The organism is Paenibacillus endoradicis (genome assembly GCF_024721975.1).
The window spans coordinates 263,194-278,464 of record NZ_JANQBB010000006.1 but is presented as its reverse complement, the minus strand read 5'-3'; the positions used below and the strand labels follow the sequence as shown (position 1 = coordinate 278,464).

Annotated in this window: 18 protein-coding genes; 16 read left to right on the top strand and 2 right to left on the bottom strand. The window is 36.5% G+C overall.

Features of this window, described 5'->3' with window-relative positions:
* The first annotated feature begins 125 nt into the window (after positions 1–125).
* The 9 genes from NV377_RS19780 to NV377_RS19740 all read left to right on the top strand — a co-directional run bounded on the left by NV377_RS19780 (position 126) and on the right by NV377_RS19740 (position 7,222).
* Positions 126–1,541, top strand: a complete 1,416-nt coding sequence (locus NV377_RS19780; RefSeq protein ID WP_258202524.1) for a PepSY-associated TM helix domain-containing protein — start codon at positions 126–128, stop codon at positions 1,539–1,541.
* 13 nt (positions 1,542–1,554) lie between these two features.
* On the top strand, positions 1,555–2,043 hold the full coding sequence (locus tag NV377_RS19775; protein ID WP_258202523.1) for a FixH family protein: 489 nt from the start codon (positions 1,555–1,557) through the stop codon (positions 2,041–2,043).
* A 239-nt stretch (positions 2,044–2,282) separates the two neighbouring features.
* Positions 2,283–2,699 carry a hypothetical protein gene (locus NV377_RS19770; protein ID WP_258202522.1) on the top strand — a complete coding sequence of 139 codons (417 nt, stop codon included), beginning with the start codon at positions 2,283–2,285 and terminating at the stop codon, positions 2,697–2,699.
* Entirely contained in the window at positions 2,696–4,048 is a 1,353-nt protein-coding gene (locus NV377_RS19765; protein ID WP_258202521.1) for a right-handed parallel beta-helix repeat-containing protein, read from the top strand. The genes NV377_RS19770 and NV377_RS19765 overlap by 4 nt, the downstream gene beginning before the upstream one ends.
* Positions 4,045–4,671 (top strand): nitrous oxide reductase accessory protein NosL, encoded by a 627-nt coding sequence (locus NV377_RS19760; protein WP_258202520.1) that lies wholly within the window; start codon positions 4,045–4,047, stop codon positions 4,669–4,671. Before NV377_RS19765 ends, NV377_RS19760 begins: the two co-directional genes overlap by 4 nt.
* Positions 4,672–4,682: 11 nt before the next feature.
* A complete protein-coding gene (locus NV377_RS19755) occupies positions 4,683–5,504 on the top strand; it encodes an ABC transporter permease (RefSeq protein ID WP_258202519.1) in 822 nt (273 codons plus the stop codon).
* On the top strand, positions 5,497–6,237 hold the full coding sequence (locus NV377_RS19750; protein ID WP_258202518.1) for an ABC transporter ATP-binding protein: 741 nt from the start codon (positions 5,497–5,499) through the stop codon (positions 6,235–6,237). Before NV377_RS19755 ends, NV377_RS19750 begins: the two co-directional genes overlap by 8 nt.
* Positions 6,224–6,748, top strand: coding sequence for a TlpA family protein disulfide reductase (locus NV377_RS19745; RefSeq protein WP_258202517.1), 525 nt, complete (start codon positions 6,224–6,226; stop codon positions 6,746–6,748). Before NV377_RS19750 ends, NV377_RS19745 begins: the two co-directional genes overlap by 14 nt.
* A gap of 33 nt (positions 6,749–6,781) precedes the next feature.
* Positions 6,782–7,222: a disulfide oxidoreductase gene (locus tag NV377_RS19740; RefSeq protein ID WP_258202516.1), complete on the top strand. Its 441-nt coding sequence runs from the start codon at positions 6,782–6,784 to the stop codon at positions 7,220–7,222.
* A 98-nt stretch (positions 7,223–7,320) separates the two neighbouring features.
* Here the strand turns inward: NV377_RS19740 and NV377_RS19735 are convergent, their stop codons facing one another.
* On the bottom strand, positions 7,321–8,136 hold the full coding sequence (locus NV377_RS19735) for a sensor histidine kinase (RefSeq protein WP_258202515.1): 816 nt from the start codon (positions 8,134–8,136) through the stop codon (positions 7,321–7,323).
* A gap of 31 nt (positions 8,137–8,167) precedes the next feature.
* Entirely contained in the window at positions 8,168–8,836 is a 669-nt protein-coding gene (locus tag NV377_RS19730) for a response regulator (protein ID WP_258202514.1), read from the bottom strand.
* Positions 8,837–9,107: 271 nt separating this feature from the next.
* Between NV377_RS19730 and NV377_RS19725 the strand changes: the two genes are divergently transcribed.
* The 7 genes from NV377_RS19725 (at position 9,108) to NV377_RS19695 (ending at position 15,221) form a co-directional block, all read left to right on the top strand.
* Complete coding sequence (locus tag NV377_RS19725; RefSeq protein ID WP_258202513.1) at positions 9,108–9,398, top strand: AraC family ligand binding domain-containing protein; 291 nt, start codon at positions 9,108–9,110, stop codon at positions 9,396–9,398.
* Positions 9,399–9,413: 15 nt separating this feature from the next.
* Positions 9,414–9,593, top strand: a complete 180-nt coding sequence (locus tag NV377_RS19720) for a hypothetical protein (RefSeq protein WP_258202512.1) — start codon at positions 9,414–9,416, stop codon at positions 9,591–9,593.
* Entirely contained in the window at positions 9,547–9,999 is a 453-nt protein-coding gene (locus NV377_RS19715) for a helix-turn-helix domain-containing protein (protein ID WP_258202511.1), read from the top strand. Before NV377_RS19720 ends, NV377_RS19715 begins: the two co-directional genes overlap by 47 nt.
* 343 nt (positions 10,000–10,342) lie before the next feature.
* Positions 10,343–12,007, top strand: coding sequence for a cache domain-containing sensor histidine kinase (locus NV377_RS19710; protein ID WP_308860184.1), 1,665 nt, complete (start codon positions 10,343–10,345; stop codon positions 12,005–12,007).
* Positions 12,007–12,798: a response regulator transcription factor gene (locus NV377_RS19705; RefSeq protein WP_308860183.1), complete on the top strand. Its 792-nt coding sequence runs from the start codon at positions 12,007–12,009 to the stop codon at positions 12,796–12,798. Before NV377_RS19710 ends, NV377_RS19705 begins: the two co-directional genes overlap by 1 nt.
* Before the next feature lie 132 nt (positions 12,799–12,930).
* Positions 12,931–14,241 carry an extracellular solute-binding protein gene (locus NV377_RS19700; RefSeq protein ID WP_258202656.1) on the top strand — a complete coding sequence of 437 codons (1,311 nt, stop codon included), beginning with the start codon at positions 12,931–12,933 and terminating at the stop codon, positions 14,239–14,241.
* 98 nt (positions 14,242–14,339) lie between these two features.
* Positions 14,340–15,221, top strand: a complete 882-nt coding sequence (locus NV377_RS19695; protein ID WP_258202510.1) for a carbohydrate ABC transporter permease — start codon at positions 14,340–14,342, stop codon at positions 15,219–15,221.
* Positions 15,222–15,271: the final 50 nt, after the last annotated feature.

Sequence of the window (15,271 nt, the reverse complement as noted above, 5' to 3'; positions counted from 1 at the left end):
CAAAAAATCAGTTACAATTCCGTTGCAAAAAGTTGAATAAATAGCTACTTAGAGTCATTCAATCTTACTTATCGGGTATTTATACTAAATTAGTAGTATTTATTCCATGAACGGAGTTGAAAATAATGAGTGCTATACCTACTGATAGTTTGAACAATTCACCTGCTAATAATGAGAAGCGAAGAGAATCTAGTTTTCGTCAAGCTATTTATCAATCTATGTGGAGATGGCATTTCTACGCAGGGATTATCTTTGCCCCATTTCTAATCATTTTGGCTTTCAGTGGAGGAGTCTATTTATTTAAACCACAGATCGAGGGCTATTTGTATAAGGATATGCTAACTGTCCGAGAAGTCGGAGCCTCTGCATTATCACCATCAGAGATTATAGAGAAAACGATAGTTGCCTATCCTGGAACAACAATTTCGTCCATAACACTTAATGATTCACCTGAAGCCACTATAATGATGTCGACCACTAACAATGGAACTTCGACTAATATGTATGCTGATCCATATACGGGTAATATTTTGGGAATTATGAACAGTGATGAGACCTTCTCTGCCTTTTTCAAAAAAATGCATAGTGAACTTATAGTTGGTGGTACTTTGGGAAATAGGCTTGTTGAACTTGCAGCTTGCTGGGCTATTATCTTGCTCATTACGGGTTTATTTCTTTGGTGGCCACGTAATAAATCATCTATATGGGGGACGATATTGCCTAGATTAAGCAAACCAGGTAGTCGGATGTTCTGGCGTGATATTCATGCAGTTCCAGCCTTCTGGTTGTCTTTACTGCTTGTGATTTTGATTGCTACTGGTTTACCGTGGTCTGGTGTCTTAGGTGGACAGATTGATAAATTAGCTAACTCAACAAATACGAATACTCCCCCTTACGCTTATAGCTTCGGTGAAAAACCACAATCGGTTACCGTGGCGAAGGATATTGCTGAAGATTTGCCTTGGGCTACTCAGAATCTTCCTGTACCAATCTCCGCAAGTAGTGACTATTTACCTTTAAACATCGATACCATCGTCAACACTGCAGCAAATCATAACGTATTATTGCCTTATACAATAACATTACCGCAAGGGGAAACGGGTGTATTCACGCTCTCTACCTCTCATATTAAGCCTGGTAAAGATGCAACATTACATATCGATCAATATAGTGGTGCAATCTTAACTGACGTACGATATGCAGATTATGGTGTTATGGGCAAAGCGATATCGTTAGGCATTGCCTTTCATGAAGGGAGATTGTTTGGATTAGTCAATCAGCTTGTAGGTTTAATTGCTTGTATAGGTTTAATATTAATAGCAATTAGCTCATATATCATGTGGAAAAAGAGAAAACCTAAAGGAAAACTTGGCGCTCCTTCTCAGCCCAGAAATAAGAAAGTAACAGTAGGACTAATAATCATCATGTTGATCTGTGGTGCACTCATGCCGCTTGTCGGCTTGTCGATAATTATTGTTTTGTTGCTTGACTTATTAATTATTCGTAGAATCAAGCCGCTACGGCATTGGTTTTCTTCGTAGAAGAGGTGATAGTATGAATCAGTTATTTAATCGCGCGTTATCCTTGTCAATGCTACTGCTATTTGTTTTTATTATAAGTGCATGTACTGCTAAAGTAGAGAATACGGATGAGAATGGATTAACTCCTCATTTGACTGTTGATCTCCAATTACCTTCAGATATAGAACTGAATAAAGCTATTACTCTATCGTTAACCGTTCAAAAAAGTAGTCAACCGTTTGAGCAGGCTGAGGAAGCAAAATTCAAGATATGGCAGGAGAATTCACCCGACGAGGCTATAATATTGCCAGCTATTCAGCGAACTCCTGGTGTTTATGAGGTCAATCACATCTTCACCTCTGAAGGTCTTTATATTATACAGAGCTATGTATCATCTTCTGGTATGGAAGTTATGCCTTCTAAAAGATTAGCGATTGGTTCAGAAGCTTTGGAGCAGTTAGCCCAGCTTGAACAGCAAATAACAGATATTCCTGTGACTTCTGAAGGGCATAGCCATCACTAAACTACCTACTTACTCTGCTAAAGTACTAATAGTTTCGTAGGAAAAGGTTCATCTTGTCTCATTAGTATGGTTTGGTGGCTGAACTATTTCGAAATAAATTGGATTGTAATTGTCAAAATTCATCCACAAATAGGAAGGGAATATAGCTCTATGTAGTCATTTGAATAAGTACTAAGCTCACTATACTAATAGAGATAATAGTAATTTCAGGAAAATGTATAGTGAAAAGTGGTGAACAAATGAAGAAAACAGCGCTAGTTACAATATGCATACTGATCCTAATCGTAATGTTGTTCTTAAGCGGCTGTAGTAAATCACAATCTAGTTCGTCTCAACCAATGATGGAGTTGGTTATTCCTAAAGTTACGACGGAGCTAACAAGCCAGCCTTCATCGCCGACAATTGATGAAGATAACTTACTTACTGTTCATTTACTAGAAGATGTAAATGTTCGCGGTGGGCTGAGAATTGAGCTTCGTAACAACAGCTCATCAACAAAAATATTTGAGACAACAGAAGTAGAGGTAGAGGAAGGTCTAGCATATGAAGCCAATGTACGATTTGAACAAGCAGGAGAAAACGAAGTATATCTTCATTTCAATGTTGACGATACACATATGATGCAGAAGAAGACGATTGAGGTGTTGCCAGAATGACGAAAGCATTACCATCTCGTTTATTTTACATCTTATTGATAGTATGTTTTCTTTCTATTAGCAATGTACCACATTCATCTGCCACATCAACGTTAAAAAGCAATAGTAACAAAGTACCGCAGGACTTACAGCAACTTATTGATGAAGCCGAAGTAGGTGCAATAATAAAACTAGCGGCTGGAGATTACAACGGTTCAATAATTATTGAGAAGCCAATTACCATTATTGGTGGATCAAATGTGAAGCTTGTTATCGAAGACGGGCAGGAAGCTATTGCAATCGTTAGCGACACAGTAATGGTGTCAACCGTCGAGATTAACGATAAACGTAGACATCCGCAAACTGCTGTTATTACAGCTACAGGGAGAAATCTACAGCTAGAAAAACTTAAGATTAAGACGAGAGCTACAGGAATAGCCATTGATAATGCAACGGAGAGTACGGTTGCTAATAATGAAATAATTTGGAGCGGAAAATTTACAGAGAAGTTGAGTAATCGAGGTAATGGAATTCAGCTGTATAACTCAGAAAATATGTCGATTACTAGTAATGAAATTAATGGTATGTACGATGGAATTTATAATGAGAATAATCTCAATTTAATAATAAAGAACAATATGGTACAAAACTCTCGATATGCCTATCATTTGATGTATGGTTCTAACATTCAGTTACTAGAGAATAACAGTATCGCTAATATAACAGGCATGATGATTATGACTAGTCAGAACATTGTTGTACAAAATAATGTACTAGAAAAACAAGCTGGTAATGTTAATTCGCAAGGCATATTACTATTTGATGCAATCGATATTACAATAATGAACAATACGGTTGCCGAAAGTCGCGTTGGCATATATGTAGAGAAATCAAGTGAAGTAGAGATAAGTGAGAACGATATTCACCATAATTTTGTTGCACTACAGCTCATTGGTTCTTCAGAGCAAAATATTCAAGATAATAATTTCATCGGTAATGTAACGAATATATGGAGCGATAGCTCATCAATTCCAAATGTTATTAATAATTATTGGGATACATTTCAAGGAGTTGATATAGATGGTGATGAGTTTAGTAATTTAACTTATGCAAGCTCACCATTTTTTATGGAGTTAGTGGAGAGAAAACCAGGTTTCCAATTGTTTTTCGGTAGCAATGGAATTCAATTCGTCGAGCAACTGTATCAGGACAATAAAGAGCAGTGGTTACAAGATCGCGCCCCACGCTTGCAATCTATGAATTTCATGCAAAGTAATCGAGTCGATCGCTCAAGTTGGCTGATGCTATTAATCTGGATACCATTATTAATAGGTTCAATAATAATAATATACAAATCGAGGAGAATATGATGAAGAAGAAATTACTACAGTTAATTCTGTTAATGATAGTAAGCACGATGATTGTTGTAGCATGCTCCGATGAAGCTTATGAGCCCGTTGCTATTAATGAGGATACGGATCGATGCGTAATATGCAATATGGCAATTAAAGATGATCAATTTGCTACGCAAATTATTACTACTGAAGGACGAGCGCTGAAATTTGATGATATCGGATGTCTGCACACATGGCAGGAACAAAACGGTACTGCCACAGTTGGTGCTACTTATGTACGTGACTATAATACCATGCAATGGATTAAATATGAAAAAGCATATTATGTCTATGACACATCGATTCAAACACCGATGGCTTACGGGATTATTTCGTTCGAAGATCAAGCAAGTGCGGAGCAATATATAGCTGAACACGCTGTTGGGACATTAATGACGGCTACTGATCTACAAGCGCATAGCTGGGAAGTTAATCATACGATGATGCAATCACATGGTGCTGATCACGATCACGAAGCGGTGGACAATGAAGTTGATGGAACGCACGAGATGACAATGGAAGAGGACGTTTCTGCCTCACATGAGCCTATGTTGATGGACGAGACTGCGAATAATGATGCAGCTTCTGCTAGTCATTAGAGGGAATTTCTATGAATGAAATCATAACAGTAATGAAGCGAGAGGTACGTCTTGGATTTCGTAACCCTTGGTCCTATGCATTTCTAGCATTATTTATTATCTTTATGCTTAGCTTGCTCCTTATTAATGGGCAAGGATATACGTCTGGTTACTCCGGAATGACAGGAATGTTAATTAATTTGACCTTATATCTTCTTCCACTTATTACATTAATGCTAGGCTCATTTTCGCTTACTGGTGAGAAGGAAGATGGAAGTGCACAATTATTATATACCTATCAATTATCATCTAGCTCACTTCTTATTGGGAAATATATAGGAGTATTAATCGTCTTACTAACTATAGTTACAGTAGCATTTGCAGTAACAGGTATTGTAAGTACTTTATTTACAGAAGGATTCGCGTTGTCTACCTATTTGTTACTATTTATATTTGCTAGTTGTATCATTATCGCTTATCTTAGCATTGCTTTTCTTATTGGAGCTATTACGAAAAACCGTTGGCAAGCATTAACCTATGTTATTGCTGTATGGTTTTTCACTATCATTGGTTGGGTTCCAATTCTTATTGCGGCATTAGGACAGCTTCCTTATGTATGGATTAAGCCTGCACTTACTATCGCTACATTATTAAATCCCGCTGAATGGATTCGTATCTATACAATTGTTACTTTAGGTGGCGGTTCTATTATTGGTCCAGAGTACTATAACTGGGTTTCGTGGATAAGAGATGATTCTGGAAGTTTTGCATTTGGTCTGTTACTAATATTCCACGTCGTCTTATATGTTGGATGTGCAAGTTGGTTATGGGAGAGGGGGAAACGACATGGTTAAGCTTGATCTCCATCATATTTCCAAATGTGTAGGTGAACAGCAGCTAGTAGAGCCTCTCGATCTTACTTTTTCTTCAGGTAATATTGTTGCCCTTTGCGGTGGTAATGGAGCGGGAAAGAGTACAATTATTCGTATGATTGCAGGATTATCCATACCCAGTAGTGGAGAAATAACGATAGATAGATTGAATGTTCACACTTCAAGACAGCAATATTTACAGCATATCGGATATATGCCAGATGATTTTCAATTTACAGGTGGATTTACAGCTTATGAAGTATTATCTTTTTGGGGCGATCTTAAGGGCGTATCACGAGCTCGAGTTAAAGAGCTACTTATTGAGGTTGGCTTGCAAGACACGGGAAAGAAAAAGGTCCAGTCGTTCTCAAAAGGGATGAGACAACGATTATTACTAGCACAAGCTATGCTTTCTAATCCTTCCATTCTATTGTTAGATGAACCAACCAATGGACTCGATCCTTATTGGATGAAACGATTTGCTGCGATGATGATTGAAGCTGCGAAAAATAGTTGTTTAATTATTTTCTCAACACATCAATTGCAAGTTGCTGAAGCAATAGCGGATCAAATTATATTTCTTAATAATGGTAAAGTTGAATTAAGCGGTAATTACGATGAGATCAGTGAAATTTATGGTGGAGAAGGAATTCAGCAGGCATATGCTTCATTATTTTGGGGTAAGGAAGGACCATTACAACGTGAACAGAAATAGTCGAAAAGCAATGCAATGGTCGATTATTGTCGTTGGAATCTTGATTATAATATATCTAGTAGTAGGCTCAAGACATAACGATGTATCCATTCTGAAAGTGGGCGATACTTTACCTGCAATAGAGCTTTCGAATATGAATAATGAAAAAATTGCTTTAGCAGAATTTACAGGAAAGCCAATGCTTATTAATCTATGGGCAAGTTGGTGTACGCCGTGTATTAATGAACTTCCATTACTAAATGAAGTGCAACAATTTGCCCCTGAAGTTGAGGTCGTTGCAATCAATATGGGGGAGACCACATTAGAGATCGAACCATTTCAAACTCGATATGACCTTACTATGCCGATTCTACTCGATCCACAATTACAGATGAAGCAGCTTTTCAAAGTTTCAGGTTACCCTGTTTCAATTATGATTACTGATAAAGGTACGATACAGTCTATAGTTCAAGGTGAAATAACAGATTTCAACAAGTTACTAGATGATCTTCAACATTTAAGTGAGAGTTGATCTTTTCGTAATATTGGGGAGGAGGAGACTAGAGTGGATGAGAAAGATACAAATAAAAAAAAGAGTAAATCGTTTTGGTTATTTCTAGCTTGGGCAGTAGCTACATTTGCAACTGCAGGAAGCTTATATATGAGTGAAGTTATGCACTTCACGCCATGTAGTCTATGCTGGTTCCAACGTATTTTTATGTATCCTCTTTCAATTGTATTAGGAATAGCATTTGTTAAGGAAGATACAGCGATTGTTAAGTATACTTTGCCCTTAGCTATTATTGGAGGCGGATTCTCAATATACCATACAATCATTCAGAAGATACCTCCTGATTCAACAATTGCGGCATGTGGTCCGACTTCATGCCAAGAGGATTACTTAAACTGGTTTGGATTTATTACGATCCCAATGCTAGCATTACTTGCATTTATAATCATAGTAATTGCTTTGCTTCGTTTACGTAAATTAGATGGTGCAAACTAAAATAATGGAAAACAGAATGAAAAGCCGTATTCTAACTACAGTTCGAATACGGCTTTTCTATGTGCAATGGAAGTTTCAATAAACGAAAATCGATAGTATTAGCAATGTTTTTGAATACGAAAATAAGTAAGTTCTTTTTTTCGTTCCATGTCAAAGCTCCAATTCCATATGCTAGCACGCTCATGAATCATTCGAATTCCAAATTTCTGCGTTGGGGTTTGTTGTTCAAGCTGCATACCAATACCATTATCTTTTACACAGCAATACCAACCATCTATGGTAGGGAAAGCATCAATCCATACACAAGTTGCTTGAGAATGTTTCTTCACATTGTATAGTGCTTCTCGAATCGAAAGTAGCAAATCAATTTTCTCTTTTAGTGGAAGCGTATCTTCTTCTAGCTTCCAATTGATAATAACCTCAATATCCATGTCTTCATGAAGCTCCGCAATAAATTGTACTAAGCTATCGTTCCAACTAAAGCCTTGCAGATGTATTGGTGATCGTAAGCTAGTAATCGCTTCTCTAACGTAAGCATCCGTCTTATGGATATTAGTTTTTAATTTTATATATTTATCGTGATCTAGCTCTTGTTGTCCTTGCTCGATTTGTACATTTAGTAGAAATAACGATTGAGCAATACCATCATGAAGTTCAGCAGCGATTTTCTCGCGCTCAAGCAATATTGCTTGAATCGCTTTAGCTTCATTAAGATCATTCTGACTTTTCTCCATCATTGAAAATAATTTAGTAAGGAACACCATCGTTACAATAAATACAATGATAGGTGACAGCATATTACCTAACTCCATTGAAATGTAAGATAGCAAAAAATCATGACGAACGTACTCCCATAGACCTATCGTTAATGTAGGAATAATAAGGATCAGCCATTTGATCATTTTATATGACATGGTTAAGAGATTCCTCCGTAAATGTATAGGATTAGAAGCGATCGTCTTGTTGCATATTAATCCAGCCTTGCTCATAAGCATACCTTGTTAGCTGAACACGATTACTAAGATGTAATTTCTGTAATATGTTTTTCAAATGATTTTTAACGGTATGTTCAGAAATATTCAGTTCTGTTGCGATATCTCGATTGGAATTTCCTTTAGCTACTAGCTGTAAAATTTGCTGTTCTCTTGTAGTAAGAGGATGATTCTCATCTGAAGCGGTAGGACTCATATTGAATTCCTTTAACATACGAAATGCAAGTTCTTTTGTAACAGGTGCTTCATCTAAAGCAACTGCATGAAGATAATCATGCCAAGCGCTTGGCTGTAAGTTTTTTAAGAGATATCCTTGCGCTCCATACTTAATCGCTTCGAATAAATGCGTAATATCATCAGAGACTGTCACCATAATAATTTTAATATAAGGAAAACTATTCTTCAGACGCTTCGTGGCTTCAAGGCCACCAATACCTGGCATCTGAATATCCATCAGAATAAGATCAGGCATATATTGTGATGTAAGCTCAATTGCCTCTTCTCCAGAAGTACCTTCAGCTATAATAACGAAATGAGGATCCATTTCGACAATCGTCCGGATACCTTCACGAGCATGCTCGTGATCATCGATAATTAATATACGACAGCAAGCTTGTACCATAGTAACAATTCCCCTTTCTAAGTGAACAAGCAACTTCATTATTATAGCATGTGTGAAACAACTGTTAATGACTATAAAGGGCTATACTAAGTTAAGTGGGACAACCATGTACTTGTTTGTAAATAATAAATAAAAATACACTATACGGTAGACGTTTAACTTATCCACTTTATAGAAATGTTGTTGTGTTTTATGATAAAGGATATATGAAGGAATTTTATCTACTTACGCAACTATAAACCTAGAAATATCAACCTTTGGAGGGGATTGAATGTATTCCGATATTGTTCATTTTGTGTCTCCGCCTATTCCTTGCTTTATCGATTGCGGTAGAGCTTTTTATCAAATTGGGGAAGGTCATATTCATAGAAAACATATAGGTGTATTTGATTTAATTGTCGTGACCAAAGGGGAATTAAGCATTTTGGAATGTGAGCGAGTATGGAATATAAAGCCAGGTGAAGCACTTGTTTTAAGACCAGATGCTGAGCATCAAGGTGCTAATGCTTGTGATCAAGTTACCGAAATGATATGGATTCACTTTCATACTTTTGGTTCATGAAATGAGTATGTGAGCATGGAGAATTGTCTGGACCAACAGTTAGCGTTAATAGAGCAACATAAACAAGTTGCATATCTTAATCACACTGAGGTTTGTTCTGTTCTATTACCGAAGCATTCGATATTATCTGATAAAGCGATGGCGTTACTTGAACAAATCTTTTCAGTTGGAACAAGAGCCGCGTTCTTTACGTAATTGGAAACGTCAATCTGTATTTCAGCAATTCATTCAATATATGGATCGAGAACTTACTACTAGCTCAGACGGAACTGCTATTCAATTAGCTGAAAAAATTGAAATATATATTAGGCAAAATTACACACAAAAAATTAATAATGCAAGTTTACAATCAGCACTAAACTATCATTCTAACTACTTGTCACGCTGTATGTTGAAAGTGTATGGAATGACGCCAATGGACTATTTATTGTTCTATCGAATGAAACAAGCAAAGCGATTACTGCTAAAAACAGAATGGAGTATTACTAGAATTGCTGAGGAAATTGGCTTTATTCACAGTGCATATTTTACTGCTTGTTTTTCAAAAAAAGAAGGAATTGCACCATTACAATTTCGCAAAAAATTAAGAGGTCATTTATAACAACGTGATTGTGAGCTATGAACTGGTTAGTTTAGAAGCTGTTGTCCAAGTAGTGATTCACTACGATGGAATAGCTTCTTTGTGTTGCTTGAAACTTTAAATAAGGTATAATGCTTAGCACAGAGATAATGATCAATATATGAAGAATGGTAGTAAAGAGACTCTTCATTAGACAAATTTGAAATAGTTATCTAAGATTGTACTAATGTTAATTTTGTAAACGTTATCATACGAGGTGATTAGTATATTTAAAAATCTATTTAATTTCAAGACATTAAGAAATCAAATCTTTCTTAGTTATATGGTCATTATGATTGCGATTTTATCGTCAGTTGGATTTTATTTGAACGATCAAGTATCGAAATTACTACAAGTGAATACAGAGCGTCATATGGAGAATACGGCAGTACAAGCAACGGGAAACATAACGCTATTATTGAATCAAATGGATAACTTCACCGCACAGATCGCTACTAATGCAGTTGTACAATCAATGATGCAAAAAGAATTGAATGGCAAACCTTTATCATTTGATGCAAGGCAACAACTACAACAAGAAGTAAGAAAGCATGAAGCCTATATGAAAGGTGTCCGTTCTATTGAACTTTATACAACAGATTATTCGACACTATTACCACTTACTGAAAATAAATTAAATGATCGTTTACCTGCAGAGTGGATTGCCAAAGCAGATAAAGCGAAAGGTGGATTGGTGTGGCTAGGTACAGATGAGAAAAATCCGGATATAGTTATTGCTATGCGACATGTTAGATTAATGAATCAATCATTTTCGCAAGCTGGTTACTTGCTTATTTATCTGGATGTGAACTATTTTGAGTTGACCGATCTTTCGGTAGATGGTGTTAATTCTGTTGCAAGTAATGAATATATGTGGCTGACGGATGATATTGGTACTGTCCTGAATACGAATAGTCCTCAGAACATAGTCCTTCCTCAGTCAATTACCGCACAACATTCGATCAAAATTGATAGTAAATATTATTACGGTGTGCAGCGTACGATTGAGGATGTAAACTGGCAAATTACGATATTAACACCGGTAGACGAAGCTACAGAAGGGATCTCGGTGCTTAGAACCGGAATCATTATTTCTTTGCTAGCTGGAATTATACTGTTTTTAATAGCAACTTATTTTCTTTCCGGAATGATTAGCAAGCCTATTCTTCGCTTAATACGGGCAATGCGAGTGGCAAGACTTGGTACACTTAAAGTAATCCCAATAGAATCTGCCACGATAGAAATTAATGAATTGAATCATACGTACAACCAGATGGTAGAATCGCTGAATGGATTAATTAAAATGGTGTATGAGAAAGAAATATTACAAAGTCAGACAGAATTGAAAGCACTGCAAGCACAGATTAATCCTCATTTCCTATTCAATACATTAGAGGCATTGTATTGGGAGTTGGAGACTCGTGGAGAAGAACAGCTTGCTGAAGCAATTGTTGCGATGTCGGGGATTTTCAGATATGTCATTAATCGAGATGAGCAAGATGAATGGGTGACGCTTGGTGATGAGATAGATCATGCAGAACGCTATTTGAAAATTATGAAAATGAGAATGATGGATCGATTGGAATGGAGTATCGAAGTTGATCCAGACTGCAGAGTAATTGTTATGCCTAAGCTGCTTGTACAACCTTTAATTGAAAATGCAATCCATCATGGGGTAGAACAACAGATTGGATCAGGTATTGTAAAACTAAGCGTAGTTGAAAATTTGACTGAACAACATATCCGGATAAAAGTCAGTGATAATGGACCTGGAATGAGTGAGCAACAGATTGAGCAAGTGATGGAACGAATCAAGCGAAAAAATCGCAACAATCAAGAGGGTAAATCGACAGGAGTAGGTCTTAGTATTACTGAGCAACGTATTAAATTATACTTTGGGACGGAAAGCGAAGGGTTGATGATTGAAAGTGAAACTGGCAAAGGGACAACGGTTTCGTTTGATATTCCGATCGCACTTAAGGGGGAATAATGTTGAAAACAATTTTAATAGTAGATGATGAGCCTCGTACAAGAGATGGAATACGAAAGGTTCTTGATATATGGTCTGGAGGGAAATATCGAATTGAGACAGCGGCTAATGGCATCGTAGCATTAGAGTGGTTAGAACATAACGATGCTCATTTACTAATTAGTGATATTAGGATGCCAGAATTAACAGGCTTAGAATTAGTAGAGAGACTAGACATGTTTAAGAACAGACCGAACGTAATACTAGTGTCAGGTTATTCAGACTTTTCTTATGCACAGCAAGCATTGCGTTTTGGCGTAGTTGATTATTTATTGAAGCCCATTGATAAAGCTAGTCTCATACAGGCAATTGAAAAAGCTATGTTACGTGTAGAAGAGCAAGCGAGGTATAAGGTAATGGCTGAAGTAGTCGATACGAAACGATTAGAAGCTTCCCAACATTCTAGTCAAAATCCACATATTAATGCGGCATTAACATATATACACGAACATTTATCAGAGCAAATTACGATGAAAGAGATGTCTGATTATTTACACATGAATGCAAGTTACTTTAGCGTATTGTTTAAAGAACAGGTAGGTTTAACATTTTCAGATTATGTGACAAGAGGAAGAATGCAGTTAGCGAAAGAACTATTGCTTACCACTAATGATTCTATGGCAGATATAGCAGAACAAGTAGGTTATCAGACAGATAAATACTTCGGAAAAGTATTTCGTACAGTAGCAGGTATTAGTCCAGCGCAATATCGCAAGGAAAAAAGCATTCATAACGATACTACAATCCAATAATAGTGGTAGTTTCCCCAAAATGTATGCCCTTACATCTCGATTGCGTGCTTGTTAGAATGAATAAGAAGCTAATAAGTCCACGAAAGCTTACAAAACAAAAGGGGTTGTGTAATCGTGTACAAAAACAAAAAGATGTTGGTTTTATTAACGTTATGTTTCACATTATTGGTTGCTGGATGTGGTAATAACTCATCTAAAGAAGGAAATTCACCTGCAGATGGTGGTAACAAAGCAGGAACAGAAAAAGTAACAATCAATTTCATGCATTTATGGCCTGAAGGTATCTCAGCTGGTCAGAATAAAATTGTTAATGAAATTATTACAGAATATCAAGCTGAACATACAAACGTTACGATTAAGACAGAAGTACTTGAAAATGAGCAATATAAAAATAAGCTAAAAGTATTATCAGCTTCTAACAAGCTACCAGATGTAGGTGTAACTTGGGCGGCTGGTTTCATGCAACCTTATGTAGAAGGTAACTTATTTGCGCCGATCGAAGAACTATTAGATGGTTCGCTTAAAGATCAATTCGTTGCAGGTACAACGGAAGCGTATTCAATGAATGATCATACTTATGCTTTACCGTTAGAGTTTAATATTGCACCAATTTACTATAACAGAGATATTTTTGAGAAATTCAACTTAGAAGTACCTGCAACATACGAAGAGTTCCAAAATGTTGTGAAAGTGCTTGTAGATAATGGTGTTACTCCGATTGCTCTTGGTAACAAGGATCGTTGGACAGGTTCACTTTGGTATATGTATTTGGCTGATCGAATTGCTGGACAAGAAACGTTGGCAGGAGCTATTGCAGGATCAGGATCTTTCTCTGATGCAGGATTGGTTCAAGCAGCTACAGAAGTACAAAAACTAGTTGATGCAAATGCATTTAACAAAGGTTTCAATGGATTATCTAACGACGAAGGTAAATCCGAATTTGTTAATGAGAAAGCAGCTATGTACTTGATGGGAACTTGGGAATTACCAAACTTCACAACAAATGAAGACTATTCACAAGAGTTCAGAGATAAAGTAGGCTTCTTCAAATTCCCTGTAGTGGAAGGCGGAAAAGGTAATATCGATGGTTGGGTTGGTGGTCCTGGTGTTGGACTATTCGTTTCTGAAAACTCTAAAGTTAAAGAAGAATCAAAAGCATTTGTAGAATATTTTGTTCAAAAATGGGGCGAGCGTGCTGTAACAGGTGCGGGTGTTATTCCAGCGACTAAAGTAGATACTTCTACACTTGATCTTCCAGCACTATATATCGATTTGTTTAATGAAATGAACAAAGCTAGCAGTATTACACTATTTGCTGATGTACAGATGGAAGCAGATGATGCTGAAGTACATCTTAATCAAATCCAAGCTTTATTCGGTAAAGCAACTACTCCAGAGCAATTTGCACAAGAACATGATACAGCAATTTCTGCGGGACAATAAGATATAGCGTATAACCTATATCTAGAAATGGCTTATCTGTACATTAATCAGATAAGCCATTTCTTTAAATTATTGGCGCATGAAGGGAGTTATTACTAATGGATAAAGTTATGTCTAACAAAAAGATTATTGCACTTTATGTATTACCCGCATTACTTTTCATTATTGCGATTGTATATGTACCTATTGTATTAACCGGGTATTACGGACTTCATGAATGGAATGGTATCGGTTCAATGAAGTTCATTGGTCTAGAAAATTACAGTGCTGTACTGCAAGATAAAGATTTTTGGAGTAGTGCAGGTCACTCGCTTTTATTAGCAGTCTTTTCTACATTGAGTTTAGTACTATATTTGGCAGTGGCATTAGTGTTATCTTCCAAAATTAAAGGATCAAATTTATTACGTAAGATTTATCTAATACCTATGTTATTATCATCGGTGGCGATCGCACAATTATGGATGAAAATCTATCATCCGACGAACGGGATTATTAATACTCTACTAGAAGCATTAGGTTTTACCAATACTCCAGAATGGTTAGCAAATCCTTCCATTGTGTTATATGCACTTATCATTCCGATTATTTGGCAATATGCTGGGTTTTACATTTTAATTTACTATGCTGCATTGAAAAATATACCGTCCTCACTTGAAGAGGCAGCAACGATTGATGGGGCAAATGCTTTCCAAATTGCATACAAAATCAAATTACCTCTAGCGATGGAAGTAATTAAAGTTACGATTGTTCTGGCTCTTGTAGGGTCATTGAAATATTTTGATTTGATTTATGTTATGACTAATGGTGGTCCTAATGGAGCAAGTGAAGTTATGGCGTCCTATATGTATCGCATTGCATTCAAATCTTATGACTTTGGTTACGCTAGTGCAATAGGATTCTTCCTATTGATCATCTGTCTAGTAGTAACTTGGATTGTTCGAAAATTAACAGCAACAAAAGAACAGATTCAATATTCATAGATTATGCTTCTGATGATACTTTTCATATTTAAGAAATCATATCAGGAAGT

Excerpts from the sequence above, each read along its gene's own strand:
- NV377_RS19780 (WP_258202524.1), top strand. The coding sequence starts at position 126 with ATGAGTGCTATACCTACTGATAGTTTGAACAATTCACCTGCTAATAAT.
- NV377_RS19775 (WP_258202523.1), top strand. The coding sequence starts at position 1,555 with ATGAATCAGTTATTTAATCGCGCGTTATCCTTGTCAATGCTACTGCTA.
- NV377_RS19770 (WP_258202522.1), top strand. The coding sequence starts at position 2,283 with ATGAAGAAAACAGCGCTAGTTACAATATGCATACTGATCCTAATCGTA.
- NV377_RS19765 (WP_258202521.1), top strand. The coding sequence starts at position 2,696 with ATGACGAAAGCATTACCATCTCGTTTATTTTACATCTTATTGATAGTA.
- NV377_RS19760 (WP_258202520.1), top strand. The coding sequence starts at position 4,045 with ATGATGAAGAAGAAATTACTACAGTTAATTCTGTTAATGATAGTAAGC.
- NV377_RS19755 (WP_258202519.1), top strand. The coding sequence starts at position 4,683 with ATGAATGAAATCATAACAGTAATGAAGCGAGAGGTACGTCTTGGATTT.
- NV377_RS19750 (WP_258202518.1), top strand. The coding sequence starts at position 5,497 with ATGGTTAAGCTTGATCTCCATCATATTTCCAAATGTGTAGGTGAACAG.
- NV377_RS19735 (WP_258202515.1), bottom strand. The coding sequence starts at position 8,136 with ATGTCATATAAAATGATCAAATGGCTGATCCTTATTATTCCTACATTA.
- NV377_RS19730 (WP_258202514.1), bottom strand. The coding sequence starts at position 8,836 with ATGGTACAAGCTTGCTGTCGTATATTAATTATCGATGATCACGAGCAT.
- NV377_RS19725 (WP_258202513.1), top strand. The coding sequence starts at position 9,108 with ATGTATTCCGATATTGTTCATTTTGTGTCTCCGCCTATTCCTTGCTTT.
- NV377_RS19720 (WP_258202512.1), top strand. The coding sequence starts at position 9,414 with ATGGAGAATTGTCTGGACCAACAGTTAGCGTTAATAGAGCAACATAAA.
- NV377_RS19705 (WP_308860183.1), top strand. The coding sequence starts at position 12,007 with ATGTTGAAAACAATTTTAATAGTAGATGATGAGCCTCGTACAAGAGAT.
- NV377_RS19700 (WP_258202656.1), top strand. The coding sequence starts at position 12,931 with ATGTTGGTTTTATTAACGTTATGTTTCACATTATTGGTTGCTGGATGT.
- NV377_RS19695 (WP_258202510.1), top strand. The coding sequence starts at position 14,340 with ATGGATAAAGTTATGTCTAACAAAAAGATTATTGCACTTTATGTATTA.